Source organism: Thermostichus sp. MS-CIW-30, from assembly GCF_054058015.1.
The window spans coordinates 1-15,296 of sequence record NZ_JBSRZW010000008.1 but is presented as its reverse complement, the minus strand read 5'-3'; the positions used below and the strand labels follow the sequence as shown (position 1 = coordinate 15,296).

Here is a 15,296-nt window from a genome sequence, read left to right as displayed (position 1 = left end):
CCGGAATGGAGGCTCCAAACAACTTGGGCAAAGTCTAACACTGGATCCCTGCTGCTGAGGGAAGCGGGAGAACCAAGCGCTTGGTGGGATCCCTTGGTCAAGCCGGGGCCGCAGCGATAGACTAGAGCTGGTTTTTGGCCAGGTCTTTTCCCGATCCCTTAGTTGCGCCACTGTTTATGGATTACTACGCGATCCTGAACCTATCTCCTGCAGCGGACATTGAAGAGATTAAACAGGCGTTTCGACGGTTGGCGCGGCAGTTTCACCCTGATGTGGCAGGGGAGGGATCCCGAGAGCGTTTCCAACAAATCCACCAGGCCTACCAAGTGCTGAGCGACCCTGAGCAGCGGCGGCGCTACGATGCACAACGTCAATCTGCACAACGTCAATCTCCACCCAGCTCTCCTGCTGCCGGCGAAAGGCGGGTGGTCATTCGCAGCATAGGCCCCTCATCGGCAGAGCAGCCCAATCCGGAAGGGCTCAAGGAGGGGATTGCCCGCGTCAAGGCAGCCTGGCGGGAGCGGAAGTTGCCCACGGCGGTGGCCCAGGCGGAGGCGCTGCTGAAACGGTTTCCCAACTCCAGCGAGGCCATCCACATCTTGGCGTTGGCCTACCAGCGCTTCGGCAACCATTTGATCTACGAGGGGCGCTATCAGCAGGCGGAAGCCTACTTGAGAAAAGCTTTGGCCACGGAGCCGCACAACCGAGAATTGGCCTTTGAAATCAAGCGAGATTTAGCCCGTCTGGGCATTCGGGAGGGATCCCGCTAACTTGCCTGCGTTGGGATCCCCAACGTCTGAGCTGCCCACTGCCGGAGTTGTTGGCGGTTGACTTTGCCCTGAGGGTTGCGCGGGATCCCCGTACACCACAGCCAGTGCTTCGGATGCTTGAAGGGACTCAGTTGGCGGCTTAGGTGTTGCTTCAGGTGCATTTCCAGCTCTTTGGGGATCCCCGTTTTGGGGACGACCACCGCCACCACCTGCTGCCCCCATTCGGCATCCGGTAGGCCCAACACGCACACATCTTCCACCCAGCCGCTGGCTCGGATCTCCCCTTCCACTTCTGCAGCCATCACCTTTTCCCCGCCGGTTAGGATTAGGTCATCGGCTCGACCTAACCAATAGAGGGATCCCTGTCGGTCTAGATAGCCCAAATCGCCGGGGGTAAAGCCTTGCTGTTGCCCTTCGCGTAAGCGGTGCGTAGCACTTAGGTGCGGGTAGTAGCCCAGTGCCAGCGACTCTGCCTGAATGTGAATGTAGCCTACAGCATGGCTGGGCAGGGGATCCCCTTTTTCGCTGCGGATCTGGAGCGTGGCGTGGGGCAGAGGCCGACCCAGACTGTCGCTCCCTTGCCAAAAGGCTTCTGGCAGTAACGTACACACCTGGGAGGCGGTCTCGGTCATACCGTAGGTGAGGGCAAGGGGAAGGTGAAGTTGCCGGGCCTGTTGCCGCAAGCTGGGCCAGGTGGGGCCACCGCCGACCAAAATGGCCCGAAATTGGCGCAGGCTCTCCAAAACTCCCGGATGGGCGCTGAGCAACAGCCGTTGCAACTGAGTGGGCACCAGCGATAGAAAGCTCCCCGGCAAAGGGGGATCCCAAGCCTTGGCCTGCTGTTGCCGTTTCCAATCCCAGACAACCCACTGCCCACCGCTCAGCCAGGAGCGGACTGCCTGCATCAAGCCGCTGACGTGGTACAAGGGCAGAACGCAATAGCTGTGTACAGGCCCGACGGCAAAGTGCTGTTGGTGGGCTTTGGCCGAGGCGCTGAGGGTCAGCCAAGAGTGCATGGCCCATTTTATCTGGCCGCCGGAGCCACCGGTGGGGATGCCGATCAGCGGCCAATGGGAGCTGGGCACAGCTTCCCGCAAATCCCGCAGGCGCGGATTCAAGGGGGCGGGATCCCCTTCCAGTCGGCCCTGGCGCCAGCACCAGCCGGATCCCATATCCGCCAAAGCCTGTCCCCATTCCCGTTCTCCCCAGTGGGGATTACCCAGGAACAGCGGGATCCCCAAGCGTTGGCAGGTCAAAACTGCCGCCCACACCTGCACCGGATCGGAGTCTGCCACCAGCAGGGGAACGGCCTTGTCTGCCAAAGGGCGCAGTTGCTCTTCCAGTTCGGACAGGCGCCCCTTCAAGTCTCCGCCATCCCCGGACAAGACAATTGACCTCATGGGCTATGGGTATGCCATCTCAACGGCTTCGCGGATCCCCTGCATTTTATTAGGGGATCCCCCCTCGATTTCCTTGGCAAGGAACGGTGAGGATAGGTTTGGGCTTGGCTTATCATGATCTAGGTTTGAACTGGGAGGTCTGTGTTGTGATCGAGCCGATTTTGTTGGGGATCGTCTTGGGCATGGTGGTGGTCACCTTGGCGGGCTTATTCGTGGCAGCCTACAGGCAATATCAACGCAGCAATAAGATCGGCCTGTAGGAGCAGCCTTTGGGGGGGTTGGAGAAAACCCATAGGGGAGAGAGAGATTGAGGTGGCATGGCGATGCACTGGCTGCGCACAGTCGCTGCTTTGCGGGAGCAGATAGCCAATTGGCGGGGATCCACCATCGGCTTGGTGCCCACGATGGGATCCCTGCATGAGGGCCATCTCAGCCTAATCCGCCGCTGCCGGCAAGAGTGTGACCACACGGTGGTCAGCATTTTCGTCAATCCGCTGCAATTTGGCCCCAACGAAGACTGGGATCGCTATCCCCGCGACGAGGAGGGGGATCGGGCCTTATGCGAGGCAGCAGGTGTGGATGTGGTCTTTGCCCCTGACCCGCAAGAGATGGGAGCCGACCCCGCAACCGGAAGCGACCGCACCTGGGTCATGCCCCCCGAATCCCTTCTGCAGACCCTCTGCGCCCCCCACCGACCTGGCCACTTTCGCGGTGTAGCCACCATTGTGCTGCAACTGCTGAACCTGGTGCAGCCGCAGCGGGCCTACTTCGGCCAAAAAGACGCCCAGCAACTGGCGATCATTCAGCGTTTGGTTCGGGATCTGCAAATACCCACCACGATTGTTCCCTGCCCCACGGTGCGAGAAGCCGATGGCCTCGCCTGTAGCTCCCGCAACCGCTACCTTTCTGCTGCTGAACGACAGGTGGCTGCCGGGCTGTACCGGGCCTTGCGTCGGGGATATGACCATTGGCAGGCCGGGGATCCCTCAGCAGAAGGGATCCTTGCCGCCGCCCGTGCTGAGCTGGAGCATACCCCAGAGCTGCAACTGCAGTACCTGGAATTGGTGGATCCCCAAACGCTACAGCCGCTGCCGCGGGTGGAAGACAAGGGCCTGCTGGCCATTGCTGCCTATGTGGGGCAGACTCGCCTGATCGACAACCTGCTCCTTTCCCCAGAGCAAGGGGATCCCTCGCCGGAGAGAGTCCAGCATGCGGCACCGCCCTCTTCCGGCACGACCTCTCCCCCGCGTCGCCCGCTGATTGCCATCGACGGCCCGGCTGGAGCCGGAAAATCCACCGTGGCGCGGGCAGTAGCCGCCCAGCTGCAGCTTTTGTACTTGGACACGGGGGCCATGTATCGAGCCATCACCTGGCTGGCACTGCAACGGGGGATCCCTTTGGACGATGCCGAGCAACTCACCCAACTGGCCGCCCAAACCCAGCTCACCCTGCAGAGTGGCACCTCTTCGACAGAGCCGACCCGCATCTGGGCCGATGGCGAAGAAATTACCCAGGCCATTCGCTCTCCGGAAGTGACCCGCTGGGTCTCTCACGTGGCGGCAGTGCCGGGAGTACGCCAGGAGCTGGTGAAGCGGCAACGCAGCATTGGCCGGGATGGCGGTGCTGTCTTGGAGGGGCGGGATATCGGCACCCACGTCTTTCCTGATGCAGAGCTGAAGGTTTTCTTGACCGCTTCTGTTGGGGAGCGGGCGCAGCGTCGGCAACACCAACTCCAAGCCCAAGGGCAAATGGTGCCTCTCGAAGAATTGAAAGCGCAAATCGAGCAGCGGGATCGCCGCGACAGCGAACGGCTCATCTCTCCCTTGCGGCCTGCCCCCGATGCCATCTTGATCGACACAGATCACCTGAGCCAATCCGAGGTGCAAGACAAGATTGTCATGTTGTACCGGCAACTTTTGGAGCGATCCGGCTCCGCCCATTTCGATCAGTAGCCTTAACTCAATCAAGAACAAATCAACGGGACAAGTCAGATTTCCGCATGATTTTCAGGGAGCTGGCCGGTTTGAACAGCTTGATCCCTCTCTCATTTCTCATTGAAGATTTTCGTTGAAGATGCAGTTGATGAGGGGGCACGGATGCCGAGCTATGGGTTGAGTGATGAACTTTGGCAAAACCACCGAGGTGTTGAGGTGCCGGAGGGGATCCCGTTGATGATGGAAATAGGCCGACCCGCTTTTCTCTCGATGAGCCAATGCTACCTGTATCCCGTTCCGCCGTCGCGAACGGAGCGCTATGGTTAATGTCTTTCTCTTGGCCTTTCTGCTGCTCCTCTCAGGAGCTTGCTCTGGGGCCGAAACCGCCATCACGGCCATGGACAACCTGCGCCTGGAATCTCTGATCGAAGAACAAGGGGATCCACAGGGCTTGTATCGACTGGCCCAACAACAGCGCTCGCGGCTGATCACCACCCTGTTGCTGGTGAACAACTTTGTCAACATCGGCATTGCCGCTTTGGCCACAACCCTCTCCATTGAACTGTTGGGAACCCAGATTGGAGCTTTGGCCGCCACCGTGCCCACCACAATTGTGGTGCTCCTCTTTGGAGAAGTAGCCCCAAAGTCCTTGGCGGTGAGCCATCCGCTAGGGGTGTTCCGCTGGGTGGTGCGGCCCGTCCACATCCTATCGCTGCTGTTGCGCCCTTTTAGCGACGCTTTTGAGTGGGTTGTCAGCAGGCTCTTCAACCTATTGGAGTTCTCCCCGCTGACGGCTACTGCTTCTCTCAAGGATTTGGAGCTGTTGATCGATGTGTTGGGGCAGCGGGGGCTGCTGGATTGGCAAAAACGGCGGCTGTTCCGCGGTGCCTTGGCTTTGGACTTACTCCAAGCGCGGGATGTGGCCAAGCCCAGAGTCAAGATGGAGACCATCTCCCACGACAAAACGTTGCAGGATGTGGTGAAGCTCTGTTTGGAAACGGGCTACTCCCGCATCCCCGTACAGGGAGAATCCAAGGATGAGATCGTCGGCATCATCCACCTCAAGCAAGCCCTGCGCCATCTGGATCAAAAAGGCAATGCCGAAGTGACCCAGGCGATGGCACCGCCTTTTTTTGTGCCGGACACCAAGCGGGTCAGCCTGTTGCTCAAGGAAATGCTGCGCTCTCGCCAACACCTGGGGATCGTGGTGGATGAGTTTGGCGGCACCACCGGCCTCATCACGCTGGAAGACATTTTGGAGGAGCTGGTGGGGGATATTTACGACGAGAGCGACCTCTCCCCCCTGCTGCTGCAGCGACAACGACGACAAGGTGGCTCTTCTGCCCCCTCCGGTTGAGCACCATGAGCAATCGGGTTGTCCACCCTCTGAGTCTTAGCTGGCCCCTGAGGGATCCGTCTCCGCGGCTGTTGGGTTTTCGTGCGCGCCGGGAGTGAGCTCCCCAAAGCCGGCCTCGACGGGATAGCGGGCCACAAAAAAGATCCAGAAGCTGTGGATCCCCAACCCCAAAGCCCACCAGCCCAACAGGGGCACCAGCCACGGCCAATCCGCCCGGTACAGTTGCTGAAAAAACACCAGCCCAGACCCGCTGCAGAGAAAAACGGCAATGTGGGCGGCATAGGTATAGCGATCATCCAGCTTGCGAAATTCGGGATCCCGACGGGAGGGCTTCCGGGGCCAGCGAGGCGGCATGGCAAAACCATCCAGTTAAAACCTTCTCCAGTGTAGAACAGCCGTCGGCGGGGATCCCTGAGACTTGGGAGCGGCATTTCTGCTGCGGAACCCCAGTTTCAACGCCCGTTTGCCCAGCCAGTACACTAGCAAACCCATCAGCAGCACTGCCAGCCAAGGGGCCAGCACCGCCACCACCGCCAGCAGCAGAGAAGTGACGTTTTCGCCGGTGGCCAACAGCGGGTTGCCCAGCCCCCCTGTGGTGGTGGTAGAGGCCAATCGCAGCACATCGGTGGTGCCTTGGGTGATCCCAGCAGCCCCCCCTCCGAGAATGGCAGCCAAAGCCCAGCGCCACATCGGGCTCAGGTCACCAATGTCCCCCATTGCCGCCGACATCACCAGGATTCCGGCCACCACTGCCACCGGCGTTGCCACTACATCTAGCAAGTTGTCCACCCAGGGCACGTAGTAGGCAGAAACCTCGAAAAAGGTGGCCACCACAAAAACCAGCAGCGCCACCTCTGAGCCAATCCATTGCAGATCGGGAGCCAGCTCCAGATGTCCAGCCTGAGCCGCTATGCTCATCACCAGCAGCGGCACAAAAATACGAAAGCCACAGGCAGCACTGAGGCCCAGCCCCAAAAAAATGGCCAGTAGGCTTTCCATCTTGGCTCCTTAGGTTTGGTGGGAATGGCGGGGATGTTCCCGCCAGCAGCAACTGGGGGGATCCGTCTCGGCTGGCTGAACCTCGAACTCCAGCGGTCCCTCTTCAGTGTACAGGTGCAGGTCGAACCAGAAGGTGGATCCCTGTTCTAGCTTGCTCTCCAGGCAGATGCGGGTTCGATGTTTCTCCAGGATGTTGCGCACGATGGCCAACCCCAGGCCGGTGCCCTCTAGAGTGTGGACCCGGTTCTCGACACGGAAAAAGCGGTCGAAAATCCGCTCCTGATCTTCTGGGGCAATGCCAATGCCCGTATCGGCCACTGCCACCCGCACTGCCTGCGGGGATCCATCCGCCTGAACCACCAGGTGGGCATGTACCGTCACCAGGCCCCCTGAGGGGGTGAACTTGAGGGCATTGCCCAGGAGATTGGTCATCACCTGCAGCAGCAGATCGTAGTTGCCCCAGACCAGCGGCAGATCCGGATCGACGAACTTGCGCAGCTGGATCCCTTTGTCGCGGGCCTGCAGTTGGTGGGTGCGCAAAGTCTGCTCGATCACTGCCGCGATGTCGACACCTTCAAAGTGGTACTGCTTGCCCGATTCCAGACGAGACAAATCCAAAACATCGTTGACCAGGCGGGTGAGGCGATCGGTTTCGCGGTTGGCAATTTCCAGGTAGTCCAGCCGCTCCGCCGAGGACATCTGCTCGCCGTACTCGTAGAGGGTCTCGATAAAAGACTTGATGCTGAAGAGGGGGGTGCGCAGCTCGTGGCTGATGTTGCTGATGAATTGAGCCTTGGCTTCGTTGAGCTCCACCTCGCGGGTGATGTCCTGCACCGTCATCACGATCCCCTTGAGATTTTGCCGCCGCGGATCCGACACCGGCGAAAGCAGGATGCGGATAACACGCTTGGTGGGGCCGGTGAGGTTGACGCGAACTTCCTCTGCTTCTTGATCCCCGCGGGCAATTTGCATCAGGGGGCGGGCCAGTTGCTGCTGCAGATCCTCCGGCAACAGCTCCGGCAGGGGTTTGCCCAAAACGGGATCCCCTTCCCAGCCAAACATACGAGAGGCGGCAGGATTGAGCAGCAGCACCCGCAACTCGGCATCCAGCAAAATGGCGGCATCGACGATGGAGAAGACCAAGGTCTCCAACTTGGCTTTGGCGGCAGCCAGTTCTTCGATGTTCTGTTCTTCGTAGCTTTGCAGCCGCTCCGCCATCTCGTTAAAGCTGTCGATGAGCTGGGCCAGCTCGCCCCCGAAGGGCAGGTCGATGCGCTGCTTGAAGTTACCTTTGGTGATCTCCTGGACACCCTTGACCAGCTCTTTGATGGGATAGGTGATGGTGAGGGCATTGACCACCGCTCCCAGGATGGCCAAGACCCACACCGCCAAAAACACCCCAATCGAGACCTCCCGCGCCAATTGTGTGGAGCGCACCAGGGCGGGATTGGGATTGATGCCCAAGCCGAGGGTGCCCAAAAAGCGGCCCTGATGGTAGATGCCGACGAAAATATCCGTCACCCGCCCAGCAGGGGTAAGGTGGGTGCGCACCAGCGGTTGGCCCTCAGCAGGAGGACGGTTGTCCGGCAGTTGCATGCGACGGGTAAGGCTGAGGGAGGTTTTCACCTCCTGATTGGAGAACGGGATCCCGTAGTAGATGTTTCCTTCGGGATCGGCGTAGAGCAAATAGCGGATGCTGCTGGTGCTCTCAAAGTACTGGCGGGACAGTTGCGCCACTTCGCCAATGCGATCTTCCGCAATCAGGGGGGCGACATTGGCGGCCAAGAGCAGCCCCAGATCTCGGCCAAAGCGGGCTTCGTTGAAGCGAGCATCCTGCTGCACGGTGCTGACGGCCCAGAAGGTGAAACTGCTCACCACCAATGAGACCACCAGCGTTGCCACAAAGAGCAACTGAGTTTCCAACCGCAGTTTTTGCTTCCATCGCGCCCACCAGCGCCGCAGGGATCCCATAGAGATCCCGGTCGTTGTTGGCACTGACATGTCCACAGCGCCAGGCAATGGCTCGGCAGGAGAAGAAGCCAGCTCAGGAGATTGGACTTCGGCAATGGGCTCGGCTGGCTCGACAGTGCTGACAGGAGGCATGAACCCAACGTGAACAGATAGCGTGAACGGATATAGGGCGGTGATTCGCCACCATTCTGACATGGGCAGGCGATCCCTTTGTCTCAGCCAAGGCCGGGTGAGAACCGGTATGGGATCCCGGCTTCGCAACGCAACCTGCTCCAGCCGACCTGCAGGGGAATGGTTGCCAATACCGATAAAGGTATCCCCAAGCAAAGCTTGTCAGCGCCCCTAAAGTTGATAGACTAGAAAACCGTGCTTCACCAGGTCAGAGTGACCGGAAAAATCGTGACCAACAGCCCCGTCAGCCAATTTATCCAACATCATTTTCGCCACTTCAACGCAGCCGCGCTGCTGGATGCAGCCAAAGGTTATTGTGCTCACCTGGAAAAGGGCGGCAAGATGATGGTGACCTTGGCCGGTGCCATGAGCACAGCAGAGCTGGGCCTTTCCCTAGCGGAAATGATCCGGCAGAACAAGGTGCACGCCATCTCCTGCACCGGCGCCAACCTGGAAGAGGACATCTTCAACCTCATCGCCCATGAGTTCTACGAGCGGGTGCCCCACTACCGCGATCTTAGCCCGCAGCAGGAGCAGGAGCTGCTGGAGCGGCACCTGAACCGGGTAACCGATACCTGCATTCCCGAAGAGGAGGCGATGCGGCGCCTAGAAAAAGCCCTCTTGGAAGAGTGGATGGCTGCCGACCAGGCCGGGGAACACTACTTCCCGCACGAGTTTATCTACCGCATCCTGCGCAGCGGCCGGCTGGAGCCCTACTACCAAATTAATCCCCGGGATTCTTGGGTTTACGCCGCTATGGAGGCCAACTTGCCCATCTATGTGCCGGGATGGGAGGACTCCACCACCGGCAACATGTATGCCGCCCACTGCATCACGGGTGAGATCCGCAATGTGCATACCGTCCGCACAGGGATCGAGTACATGATCCACCTGGCGGACTGGTACACGCACACCTCGGCGGAGTGCTCCATTGGCTTCTTTCAAATTGGCGGCGGCATTGCTGGGGATTTCCCCATTTGTGTGGTGCCCATGCTCCATCAAGATCTGGGTCGCCAGGGCGTACCCCTGTGGGGCTATTTCTGCCAGATCAGCGACTCCACCACCAGCTACGGTTCCTACTCGGGGGCAGTGCCCAATGAGAAGATCACCTGGGGCAAATTGGGGATCGACACCCCCAAATTTGTCATCGAGTCGGATGCCACCATCGTGGCGCCTTTGATCTTCGCCTGGGTGCTGGGGTGGTAGAGAAGGGGAATCAATCTGTATGCCCGTCGGTTGAGGCGGAGCGGGGCCAGCGGGACAACAGGGTTGCAGCTTCCCAGCGGCGCAGATCCTGGGCAATGCGCAGGGGCGTGAGGCCGTAGCCGTCCGGCTCGTCGATCTCGGAGCCATGTTCCAGCAGCAGCCGAACGACCTCGGGGTTGCCGGACCAAGCGGCAAAATGCAGGGGAAGGCCACCGGCGCCAAAACGAGCGTTCACCTCGGCCCCTCCCTGGAGCAGGGCTTTCGTAACCTCAGGGTTGCCCAGGCGAGCCGCTTGGTGCAGTGGGCTAGCTCCCCCATGGTCTAGTTGATTGGGATCCGCCCCCGCTGCCAGCAAAAGACGGGCGTTGAGGCCGCTTTCTACGAAAAACAGGGCTGTCTTGCCCCGCTCATCGACGGCGTTGGCGTCTTTCCCCAGCCAGAGAGCCAGTTGCAGCCGCAGCGGGTTGGCTTGGGCCAAGGCTTGTGGATCTTCTGGTAGGGAGTATCCATAGAATCCCAGACCCCCCACTAGCAGGGATCCCAGTCCGACAGCGATTTTTAGGACCTGACCTCGCATAGCCCTATTCCTCAAAGAAAAGGATGGCGAGCCCCTGCCTGGGCAGAGCCTGGGCCGAGAGCAGCAACGGGTTGCTGAGGGCAGGTTGCGCGGCAGCAGCGGGGAAGAGACGCAAAAACTCCTGCAGCGGCAGCAGCTCGCATTGGGATTCCTCGGCGGCGGCCGTGCGATACATGGTGGGGATGACCAGCTTGGGCTGCAGCGCCTCAATGGCCGCCTTGGCCCCGGCAGGATCGTAATTTTTCGGCCCACCCCCCACTGGCACCAGCAACAGGTCGGGACGAGCAAGCAGGATGGACTGCTCCCGCGTAATTGGCTGCAGCGCCCCTCCCAAATGGACAATGTCGATCCCAGCCATGCGCCAGCGCCAACCCACATTCACGCCAAAGCGAGGGCCACGGGGCATGCGTACTCCTTGCACCCGGATCCCGTCAATCAGATAGTCTCCCGGCTGAAACAGCACCTTGGGGTTGCCGGGCACCACATCCAAAGCCCCTTCATCCAACAAGCGGCTGCTGAGCAACACCAGATCGGCAGCAACTCGTGGGGCAGGATAGCCAGCCGTACAGCCCGCCGGCCGAAACGGGTTGACCAGAAACCGTCGGCCCTCCCCCTCGAACAAAACACAACTGTGGTGCAGCCAAGTCAGTTGCAGCCCCTGCGAGCTGGAGCCGGGAGTGAACTCTATAGACCCTGGGGTTGTTGGCGTTTCCGAACCTTGTGCCGGCGCTGTCTGAGCGCCCGCTTTGCGCCCTCTGGCCAGGTTCACGGCCATCGATCCCAGTAGCCCAGCGCTGGCTTGCAGAAGCTGGCGACGCTTCATGGAGTGGGGATCCCCGATGTAACAACGGCAACGGTTTCCTGAGGTTTCTGCGAAACATTGGGCTGAGCAGCAGTTGAGGCTTTGGCGCTGCGCAGGAAGTTGCTCAACAAGCGCTTGCCCTCTGCAGTCAAGATGCTCTCCGGGTGGAACTGCACGCCCTGAACGTGGGGATAGCGGCGGTGGCGTACCCCCATGATGATCCCATCGCTGGTTTGGGCCGTCACCTCCAGCTCGTCAGGACACGTAGAAGGCTCGATCACCAAGCTGTGGTAGCGGGTGGCCGTGAAAGGCTGGCTCAACCCCTCAAACACCCCCACCCCTCGATGGTAAATGAGCGAGGTTTTGCCATGCATCAGCTCAGGTGCGCGCACGATCTGACCACCGTAGACCTGGCCAATGCACTGGTGCCCCAGACAAACCCCCAAAATCGGCAGCTCTGGCCCCAGCTCCCGAATCAACTCCAGGGAGATCCCGGCATCTTCCGGCCGCCCTGGCCCAGGAGAGATAACTACAGCTTGCGGCTGCATTCGGCGCAGGTCGTCAACGGAGAGCTGGTCATTGCGAAAAACCTGAAGCTGAGCTCCCAACTCCCCCAGGTACTGCACCAAGTTGTAGGTAAAGCTGTCGTAGTTGTCGATGACGACCAGCACGATAGCATCCGGCAACGGCACCCCATTTTAGCACTTGCTTGAGCTGCTGTTCTTGATCCAAAGAAGCAGAGTAACTGGCGCTTTTTGCAGGGGAGCAGTCGACGCCCCAAGAAAGCTTGTATCCTAGAAGGTACAACCCACAGGAAGCAGTGAATTGGGCGGGTTTCCAGGTTTCCCAATGTTGATTTGGATCCCATGAGTGCGCTTCTCCCCCCGGCAACCGATTTGCTGGACGAGTTGCGGCAGCTTTTCCCCTTCGAGCTGGACGACTTTCAGATCCGAGCCATTCAGGTTCTGGCTGCTGGGGAATCGGTGGTGGTTTGTGCTCCCACGGGATCCGGCAAGACCCTGATTGGAGAATATGCGATCTATCGAGCCTTATCCCAGGGCAAGCGGGTTTTCTATACAACGCCCCTGAAGGCCCTCTCCAACCAAAAGTTCCGGGATTTTGGCCAGCAATTTGGCCCGGAACGGGTTGGCCTGCTCACCGGCGACATTTCCATCAACCGGGATGCACCGGTCTTGGTGATGACCACCGAGATCTTCCGCAACATGCTCTACGGCACACCGATATCCTTGGCAGTGCAAAGGTATGCCTACGGCGAACGCGATGACGGCACAGAATTCTCAGAGGGCGAGGTGGATCCCTTGCGGGATGTGCAGGCGGTGATCTTGGACGAATGCCATTACATGAACGACCAGCAGCGGGGCACCGTCTGGGAAGAAGCGATCATCTACTGCCCCCCCACGATCCAGCTCATTGCCCTTTCTGCCACCTTGGCCAACAGCGACCAGCTCACCGATTGGATGAACCAGGTGCATGGCCCCACCCATCTGATCGACTCCAACCACCGCCCGGTGCCGCTGCAATTTCACTTTGCCAATCGCAAAGGGCTGTTCCCCCTGCTGGAGCAAACCGAGTCGGGGCAGTGGGTTCGCAACCGCCGCTTGAAAAGCAAACGGCCCAACTCCCACGAGCCCTCCTGGGCAGGAGTGCCGGACATAGCGCAGGTGTTGGAAAACTTGCGCCAGCGGGACATGCTGCCGGCCATCTATTTCATCTTCAGTCGCAAAGGCTGTGATATGGCCGTGGCCAGCGTAAGGGATCTGGACTTGGTAGCCAGCGAGGAAGAACGGCAGCAGTTGGCCGAGCAGATCGACCGCTTTTGTCGAGAAACGCCCGAAGCTGTCCGACGAGATCAGTTGGATGCCCTTTACCGGGGTATTGCCGCTCACCATGCCGGCATGTTGCCTGCCTGGAAGGGACTGGTGGAGCATCTGTTTCAGCAGGGGCTAGTGAAGCTGGTCTTCGCCACTGAGACTTTGGCCGCCGGGATCAACATGCCCGCCCGCACAACTGTCATCTCCTCCCTTTCTAAGCGCACCGACAACGGCCACCGCCTCTTGACCGCTTCCGAGTTCATGCAAATGTCGGGCCGAGCCGGACGGCGGGGCAAGGACATCATCGGCCATGTGGTGACGGTGCAATCCCCGTTTGAGGGGGCCCAAGAAGCTGCGCGGCTGGCCACCTCTGGAGCGGATCCCTTGGTGAGCCAGTTTACCCCCACCTATGGCATGGTGCTGAACCTGCTGCAAAAGCACTCTTTGGAAGCAGCACGGGATCTGATCAACCGCAGCTTTGGACAATATTTGCTCTCGTTGCAAAAGTTGCCCGAACAACAGGAGATCCTGCACACGCGCGCCGAGCTGGAGGAGATCGACCGTCTCTTGGGAGGCATTGCCGACGAAGATATCGCCCGCTATGAGAAGATGCAGGCGCAACGGCGGGAAGAACGACGCATTTTGCGCTACTTGCTCAAACAACGGGAAGCTGAGCCGGATCCCACCTTGCGGCTGTTGGCTTTTCCCCACATCCAAGCCCAAGAGGAAAAAATCCGTGCCCTAGAAGCTCAAATCCGAGAGAATCCCGCTCACCAAGTGGGGAAAAAATTGCTGGGTTTGCGAGAAAAACGACAGCGCTTGCTCAAGCGCCTCGAGCACCTGGAGCGGCAGAGCGATTCCGTGCAGGAGTTGCGCTGGCAGCAATTTATGGCCTTGGTGGGGGTGTTGCAGGATTTCAACTGTCTGCAAGAGTATCAACCTACCGATAGCGGAGAGGTGGTGGCCGCGCTGCGGGGGGATAACGAGCTCTGGCTGGCGCTGGCTCTGCTCTCGGGTGAGTGTCAGGGCTGTGCTCCCCATCATTTGGCCGGAGTTGTGGCTGCCTTGGTCTCAGAGGCTCCCCGTTCAGGTACCTACAGCCGGCTGCGCACCTCGGGGCTGGTGGAGGATGTGCTGCACGGATTGCGGGGTTTACGGCGGCAGCTGTTCCGCAGCCAACGGCAACACCAGGTGTTTCATATGCCGATCGGGTTTGAGCCCAGCTTGGCTGGGATCGTCGAACATTGGGCGCAAGGGATCCCTTGGGAGACCCTGGAAGCCAGCACCAACCTAGATGCCGGAGACCTGGTGCGCCTGATCCGCCGCACGCTGGATTTGCTTTCTCAGATCCCTTATGTTCCCCATCTGCCGGCGGAGTTACGGGAAAATGCCCGTCAAGCCCAAAAAATGCTGGATCGCTTCCCGGTGAGCGAGTTGATCTAGCGAGCTCAGACCGTTTGCTGTTCAGTGAGGTTGCAGCTCTATGATGCCCGCCGGTGAACCCACCCTCAGGGATGTGTTGAGTGTTATTGAAGAGATCCGGCAAGATGTGGAAGAGATCCGACAGGATGTGGAAGGACTCCGGCAGGATGTCTCCAGAACCAACGAGCGGCTAGAAGCCCTGGCAGCCGATCAAGCAAAGCGCTGGGCCGAGCAGGAAAGACGTTGGGCTGAGCAGGAGAGACGTTGGGCCGAGCAGGGGATAGAAAACCGGGTGATCCTAGAACGAATTGACACCTATCAAAAGGCTAGTGCCCAAGTGGTTAACCTGGCTTTTGCCTTGATTGGAGCTGCCACCGTAGCTCTTGTCGGCATCGTCCTACGGTTGGCCGTTAGTCTATAGTCAGCTGGTTCGGCAAAAACTTCGGCAGGCAGGATGGCCTTGCTTCTCTATTCGGCAACTGGTACGGCTTGTCCTTGAGTTTGGCATTCCGAATGGCCATCTCTGGCAGGGCCATGTCCCACCCCGTCTGTTATATCCCCTATTGTGTCCCACTTTAGCCTGGATTACAGTGGGTTTCCCCGGTCTATCGTGGACACTAAAAAGCCCAGAAGCCTTGCTGGGTAAGAGCTTTCTGGACTTCAGTGGACGTTATCGGATTACGGAGAGAGTGGGATTCGGTCGCGCCAGCGGGCCGGATGGCCTTACCCACGGTGAGTTGCTCTCACAAACAAGTTCCAGCGGAGAGAGTGGGATTCGGTCGCGCCAGCGGGCCGGATGGCCTTACCCACGGTGAGTTGCTCTCACAAACAAGTTCCAGCGGAGAGAGTGGGATT

The 15,296-nt window shown here is 59.6% G+C and carries 15 protein-coding genes; 8 read left to right on the top strand and 7 right to left on the bottom strand.

All coding sequences use genetic code 11. The features are described 5' to 3' along the window. The first annotated feature begins 176 nt into the window (after positions 1-176). Complete coding sequence (locus ACVWXW_RS05090; RefSeq protein ID WP_011433991.1) at positions 177-770, top strand: J domain-containing protein; 594 nt, start codon at positions 177-179, stop codon at positions 768-770. On the opposite strand, the gene ACVWXW_RS05085 is transcribed toward ACVWXW_RS05090, so the two are convergent. Then, complete coding sequence (locus ACVWXW_RS05085) at positions 767-2,170, bottom strand: 2-succinylbenzoate--CoA ligase (protein ID WP_457403064.1); 1,404 nt, start codon at positions 2,168-2,170, stop codon at positions 767-769. The genes ACVWXW_RS05090 and ACVWXW_RS05085 overlap by 4 nt on opposite strands. A 146-nt stretch (positions 2,171-2,316) precedes the next feature. Here ACVWXW_RS05085 and petG point away from each other — a divergent pair, with 146 nt between their 5' ends. The 4 genes from petG to ACVWXW_RS05065 all read left to right on the top strand — a co-directional run bounded on the left by petG (position 2,317) and on the right by ACVWXW_RS05065 (position 5,461). After that, positions 2,317-2,430, top strand: coding sequence for a cytochrome b6-f complex subunit V (gene petG / locus ACVWXW_RS05080; RefSeq protein WP_011433989.1), 114 nt, complete (start codon positions 2,317-2,319; stop codon positions 2,428-2,430). Positions 2,431-2,493: 63 nt separating this feature from the next. Beyond that, complete coding sequence (locus tag ACVWXW_RS05075) at positions 2,494-4,122, top strand: bifunctional pantoate--beta-alanine ligase/(d)CMP kinase (protein WP_457403109.1); 1,629 nt, start codon at positions 2,494-2,496, stop codon at positions 4,120-4,122. Between the two features lie 144 nt (positions 4,123-4,266). Next, on the top strand, positions 4,267-4,431 hold the full coding sequence (locus tag ACVWXW_RS05070) for a hypothetical protein (protein ID WP_187147237.1): 165 nt from the start codon (positions 4,267-4,269) through the stop codon (positions 4,429-4,431). Then, positions 4,424-5,461: a hemolysin family protein gene (locus tag ACVWXW_RS05065; RefSeq protein WP_457403063.1), complete on the top strand. Its 1,038-nt coding sequence runs from the start codon at positions 4,424-4,426 to the stop codon at positions 5,459-5,461. The genes ACVWXW_RS05070 and ACVWXW_RS05065 overlap by 8 nt, the downstream gene beginning before the upstream one ends. Before the next feature lie 36 nt (positions 5,462-5,497). On the opposite strand, the gene ACVWXW_RS05060 is transcribed toward ACVWXW_RS05065, so the two are convergent. From ACVWXW_RS05060 to ACVWXW_RS05050, 3 genes are read right to left on the bottom strand one after another with little or no spacing between them, the layout of a single operon-like run. Further along, positions 5,498-5,815 carry a hypothetical protein gene (locus ACVWXW_RS05060; protein ID WP_457403062.1) on the bottom strand — a complete coding sequence of 106 codons (318 nt, stop codon included), beginning with the start codon at positions 5,813-5,815 and terminating at the stop codon, positions 5,498-5,500. Between the two features lie 15 nt (positions 5,816-5,830). Further along, positions 5,831-6,460 (bottom strand): DUF4126 domain-containing protein, encoded by a 630-nt coding sequence (locus tag ACVWXW_RS05055; protein WP_414413217.1) that lies wholly within the window; start codon positions 6,458-6,460, stop codon positions 5,831-5,833. Between the two features lie 9 nt (positions 6,461-6,469). Then, positions 6,470-8,563 carry a HAMP domain-containing sensor histidine kinase gene (locus tag ACVWXW_RS05050; RefSeq protein ID WP_457403061.1) on the bottom strand — a complete coding sequence of 698 codons (2,094 nt, stop codon included), beginning with the start codon at positions 8,561-8,563 and terminating at the stop codon, positions 6,470-6,472. Positions 8,564-8,830: 267 nt separating this feature from the next. On the opposite strand from ACVWXW_RS05050, the gene ACVWXW_RS05045 reads away from it, so the two are divergent. Next, positions 8,831-9,808: a deoxyhypusine synthase family protein gene (locus ACVWXW_RS05045; RefSeq protein WP_457403060.1), complete on the top strand. Its 978-nt coding sequence runs from the start codon at positions 8,831-8,833 to the stop codon at positions 9,806-9,808. A 10-nt stretch (positions 9,809-9,818) separates the two neighbouring features. Here ACVWXW_RS05045 and ACVWXW_RS05040 read toward each other — a convergent pair whose 3' ends face one another. Genes ACVWXW_RS05040 through ACVWXW_RS05030 form a run of 3 tightly spaced genes read right to left on the bottom strand, consistent with a single transcriptional unit; the run spans position 9,819 to position 11,858 of the window. After that, positions 9,819-10,385: an ankyrin repeat domain-containing protein gene (locus ACVWXW_RS05040; RefSeq protein ID WP_011433982.1), complete on the bottom strand. Its 567-nt coding sequence runs from the start codon at positions 10,383-10,385 to the stop codon at positions 9,819-9,821. A gap of 4 nt (positions 10,386-10,389) precedes the next feature. Then, positions 10,390-11,208 (bottom strand): MBL fold metallo-hydrolase, encoded by an 819-nt coding sequence (locus ACVWXW_RS05035; RefSeq protein WP_414413658.1) that lies wholly within the window; start codon positions 11,206-11,208, stop codon positions 10,390-10,392. Continuing rightward, positions 11,205-11,858: an anthranilate synthase component II gene (locus tag ACVWXW_RS05030; RefSeq protein WP_414357317.1), complete on the bottom strand. Its 654-nt coding sequence runs from the start codon at positions 11,856-11,858 to the stop codon at positions 11,205-11,207. The genes ACVWXW_RS05035 and ACVWXW_RS05030 overlap by 4 nt, the downstream gene beginning before the upstream one ends. A 195-nt stretch (positions 11,859-12,053) precedes the next feature. Between ACVWXW_RS05030 and ACVWXW_RS05025 the strand changes: the two genes are divergently transcribed. Beyond that, complete coding sequence (locus ACVWXW_RS05025; protein ID WP_457403059.1) at positions 12,054-14,462, top strand: DEAD/DEAH box helicase; 2,409 nt, start codon at positions 12,054-12,056, stop codon at positions 14,460-14,462. Positions 14,463-14,502: 40 nt separating this feature from the next. Next, on the top strand, positions 14,503-14,862 hold the full coding sequence (locus ACVWXW_RS05020) for a hypothetical protein (RefSeq protein WP_414331067.1): 360 nt from the start codon (positions 14,503-14,505) through the stop codon (positions 14,860-14,862). Positions 14,863-15,296 lie beyond the last annotated feature (434 nt).

Coding starts and splice junctions, on each gene's coding strand:
- ACVWXW_RS05090 (WP_011433991.1), top strand. CDS start 177: ATGGATTACTACGCGATCCTGAACCTATCTCCTGCAGCGGACATTGAA.
- ACVWXW_RS05085 (WP_457403064.1), bottom strand. CDS start 2,170: ATGAGGTCAATTGTCTTGTCCGGGGATGGCGGAGACTTGAAGGGGCGC.
- ACVWXW_RS05075 (WP_457403109.1), top strand. CDS start 2,494: ATGCACTGGCTGCGCACAGTCGCTGCTTTGCGGGAGCAGATAGCCAAT.
- ACVWXW_RS05070 (WP_187147237.1), top strand. CDS start 4,267: ATGCCGAGCTATGGGTTGAGTGATGAACTTTGGCAAAACCACCGAGGT.
- ACVWXW_RS05065 (WP_457403063.1), top strand. CDS start 4,424: ATGGTTAATGTCTTTCTCTTGGCCTTTCTGCTGCTCCTCTCAGGAGCT.
- ACVWXW_RS05060 (WP_457403062.1), bottom strand. CDS start 5,815: ATGCCGCCTCGCTGGCCCCGGAAGCCCTCCCGTCGGGATCCCGAATTT.
- ACVWXW_RS05055 (WP_414413217.1), bottom strand. CDS start 6,460: ATGGAAAGCCTACTGGCCATTTTTTTGGGGCTGGGCCTCAGTGCTGCC.
- ACVWXW_RS05050 (WP_457403061.1), bottom strand. CDS start 8,563: ATGCCTCCTGTCAGCACTGTCGAGCCAGCCGAGCCCATTGCCGAAGTC.
- ACVWXW_RS05040 (WP_011433982.1), bottom strand. CDS start 10,385: ATGCGAGGTCAGGTCCTAAAAATCGCTGTCGGACTGGGATCCCTGCTA.
- ACVWXW_RS05035 (WP_414413658.1), bottom strand. CDS start 11,208: ATGAAGCGTCGCCAGCTTCTGCAAGCCAGCGCTGGGCTACTGGGATCG.
- ACVWXW_RS05025 (WP_457403059.1), top strand. CDS start 12,054: ATGAGTGCGCTTCTCCCCCCGGCAACCGATTTGCTGGACGAGTTGCGG.
- ACVWXW_RS05020 (WP_414331067.1), top strand. CDS start 14,503: ATGATGCCCGCCGGTGAACCCACCCTCAGGGATGTGTTGAGTGTTATT.